4 protein-coding genes are annotated in these 2,400 nt (G+C 72.5%); 3 read left to right on the top strand and 1 reads right to left on the bottom strand.

Annotated elements, in window-relative coordinates; all coding sequences use genetic code 11:
* From VR44_RS16675 to VR44_RS16685, 3 genes are all read left to right on the top strand, one after another.
* On the top strand, positions 1 to 185 hold a 185-nt coding region (locus VR44_RS16675), incomplete at its 5' end, for a thioredoxin family protein (RefSeq protein ID WP_045948296.1).
* 151 nt (positions 186 to 336) lie between these two features.
* The gene (locus VR44_RS16680; RefSeq protein ID WP_045948297.1) at positions 337 to 1,536 is read left to right on the top strand and encodes a cytochrome P450; all 1,200 of its coding nucleotides are present in this window, start codon (positions 337 to 339) and stop codon (positions 1,534 to 1,536) included.
* A 5-nt stretch (positions 1,537 to 1,541) separates the two neighbouring features.
* Positions 1,542 to 1,751 carry a ferredoxin gene (locus tag VR44_RS16685; RefSeq protein ID WP_045948299.1) on the top strand — a complete coding sequence of 70 codons (210 nt, stop codon included), beginning with the start codon at positions 1,542 to 1,544 and terminating at the stop codon, positions 1,749 to 1,751.
* Between the two features lie 58 nt (positions 1,752 to 1,809).
* Here the strand turns inward: VR44_RS16685 and VR44_RS16690 are convergent, their stop codons facing one another.
* Complete coding sequence (locus VR44_RS16690) at positions 1,810 to 2,013, bottom strand: cold-shock protein (RefSeq protein ID WP_045948298.1); 204 nt, start codon at positions 2,011 to 2,013, stop codon at positions 1,810 to 1,812.
* Positions 2,014 to 2,400: the final 387 nt, after the last annotated feature.

Below are 2,400 nucleotides of genomic sequence, written 5' to 3' on the forward strand. Positions count from 1 at the left end.
AGTACGGTGCCCGGCTGACGGCCGTCCGCACGGACATCACCCGCTGCCCGGCCACGACCCGGCGCTACGGGGTGACGGGCGCCCCGACCGTGGTCCTGCTGCGCGCGGGAGAGGCGGTGGCGACCCGTTCCGGCCCGGTGACGGCGGCGGAGCTGCGCGCCCTCCTGGCGGAGGCGGGGGTCTAGACCTCGCGGCCCCGGCGGTCCGACGGGCGCGTGCGTTTCCTTGCGGGTGAACTCGGGCAGGCTGGCCGAAAGTGGCATAGGTAGGATAGGTGCCTGAGGCATGTAATGGAGTCGGCGCTACGGAACCATCCCTTGCGAGGTGTTGTTCTCCATGTCCGAGACCCTGCCCGGTGCCCTCTCCTTCCCCCAGGACCGCACCTGCCCCTACCACCCGCCGGCCGCCTACCAGCCCCTGCGGGACGCTCGGCCGCTGACCCGGGTCACCCTCTTCGACGGCCGTTCCGTGTGGATGGTCACCGGCCACGCCGAGGCGCGGGCCCTGCTCGCCGACGGGCGGCTGTCCACCGACCGGACCCACGAGGGGTTCCCCCTCCCCAGCGCGCGCTTCAAGGGGATCACCCGGCAGCGGACCGCGCTCCTCGGGGAGGACGACCCCGTGCACAACACCCAGCGCCGGATGCTGATCCCCAGCTTCTCGGTCAAGCGGGCGGCGGCCCTGCGGCCCCGGATCCAGGAGACCGTGGACGGGCTGATCGACGCGATGGTGGCCCGAGGTCCGCGGGCCGAGCTGGTCGGCGCCTTCGCGCTGCCGGTGCCGTCCATGGTGATCTGCGCGCTGCTGGGGGTCCCCTACGAGGACCACGAGTTCTTCGAGGCCCAGTCCCGGCGGCTGCTGCGCGGCCCCGGCCCCGCCGACGTCGAGGACGCCCGGGCGCAGCTGCAGGGCTATCTGCGGGCCCTGATCCTGCGCAAGCGCGCCGAGCCGGGCGAGGGCCTGCTGGACGAGCTGATCGCGACCCGGCTGGAGTCCGGCGAGACCGACGTCGAGGAGCTGGTCTCGCTGGCCGCGATCCTGCTGATCGCCGGGCACGAGACCACCGCCAACATGATCTCCCTGGGCACCTTCACCCTGCTGCGCCACCCTGAGCAGCTGGCGGAGCTGCGGGCCGACCCGTCGCTGCTGTCCGGGGCGGTGGAGGAGCTGATGCGGTTCCTGTCCATCGCGGACGCGATGCTGCGGCTGGCCACCGAGGAGATCGAGGTGGGCGGGGTCACGATCCGGCCGGGCGACGGGGTGGTCTTCTCCACCTCGGTGATCAACCGCGACGAGGCGGTGTTCCAGGAGCCCGACGTGCTCGACTGGCACCGGCGGTCCAACCGCCACCTGGCGTTCGGCTTCGGCATCCACCAGTGCCTGGGCCAGAACCTGGCCCGCGCCGAGATGGAGATCGCGCTCGGCACGCTGTTCGACCGGCTGCCGGGGCTGCGCCTGGCCGCCGATCCGGACACGATCCCGTTCAAGCCCGGGGACACCGTCCAGGGCATGATCGAACTGCCCGTGGCGTGGTGAGCGGCGTGCGGATCTCCGTGGACCGGGACGTCTGCATCGGCGCGGGCCAGTGCGTGCTGGCCGCTCCCGAGGTGTTCACCCAGGACGACGACGGGCTCAGCGAGGTGCTCCCCGGCCGCGAGGACGGCCACGGCAGCGCGATGGTCCGGGAGGCGGCACGCGCCTGCCCGGTCTCGGCGATCACCGTCCGGGAGGAGGCGCGGGACCGGGAGTGACGCCCCGCCGGCCGGACCGGCGGGGGCCGCTGTCACGCGGGGGTCGCGCGGAGTGCGGTCAGAGCGGCCGCACCATCTCCGCCTGGGGCCCCTTGGTCCCCTGGGTGACCTCGTACTCGACCTGGGCGTTCTCGTCGAGCGACCTGTAGCCCTGCGTCTGAATGGCGGAGAAGTGCACGAACACGTCGGGGCCGCCGTTGTCCTGCTGGATGAACCCGAACCCCTTTTCCGCGTTGAACCACTTCACGGTGCCAGTTGCCATCGGTACTGATCCTTACTCGACGTTCCGCTCGGGCCGCCTGCGCGGCCGTCTCGATACTGCCCACCCGTCCCACGGACCACACCCCAGGCGCCGCCAACCGGGGCGTCTTCGACCGTCCGGCCGATACCCCGGGCCGCCGGAAGCCGGGGCCCGGCGGCCCGCTGGTAAAATGGGACCAGACTTCAGGCGCGGGGCGCGTTCGCCCGGTGCGGACGCGTACGACGAGCCGGGGACCGTACCGAGGGGTACGGACCCCGGCTCGTCGCCGTTGCGGACCCCGTCCCCCTCCCCGCTCGGTACTCCTCACGGAAGGTTCTGCATGAAGAACCCGTCAGCTCACGGGCGTTTCGGCATCAAGGCCGCGGCCTCGGCAGGCTCCCGGTCCAA

The organism is Streptomyces katrae (genome assembly GCF_000966975.1).
Classification (GTDB): domain Bacteria; phylum Actinomycetota; class Actinomycetes; order Streptomycetales; family Streptomycetaceae; genus Streptomyces; species Streptomyces katrae.

Coding starts and splice junctions, on each gene's coding strand:
- VR44_RS16690 (WP_045948298.1), bottom strand. CDS start 2,013: ATGGCAACTGGCACCGTGAAGTGGTTCAACGCGGAAAAGGGGTTCGGG.
- VR44_RS16680 (WP_045948297.1), top strand. CDS start 337: ATGTCCGAGACCCTGCCCGGTGCCCTCTCCTTCCCCCAGGACCGCACC.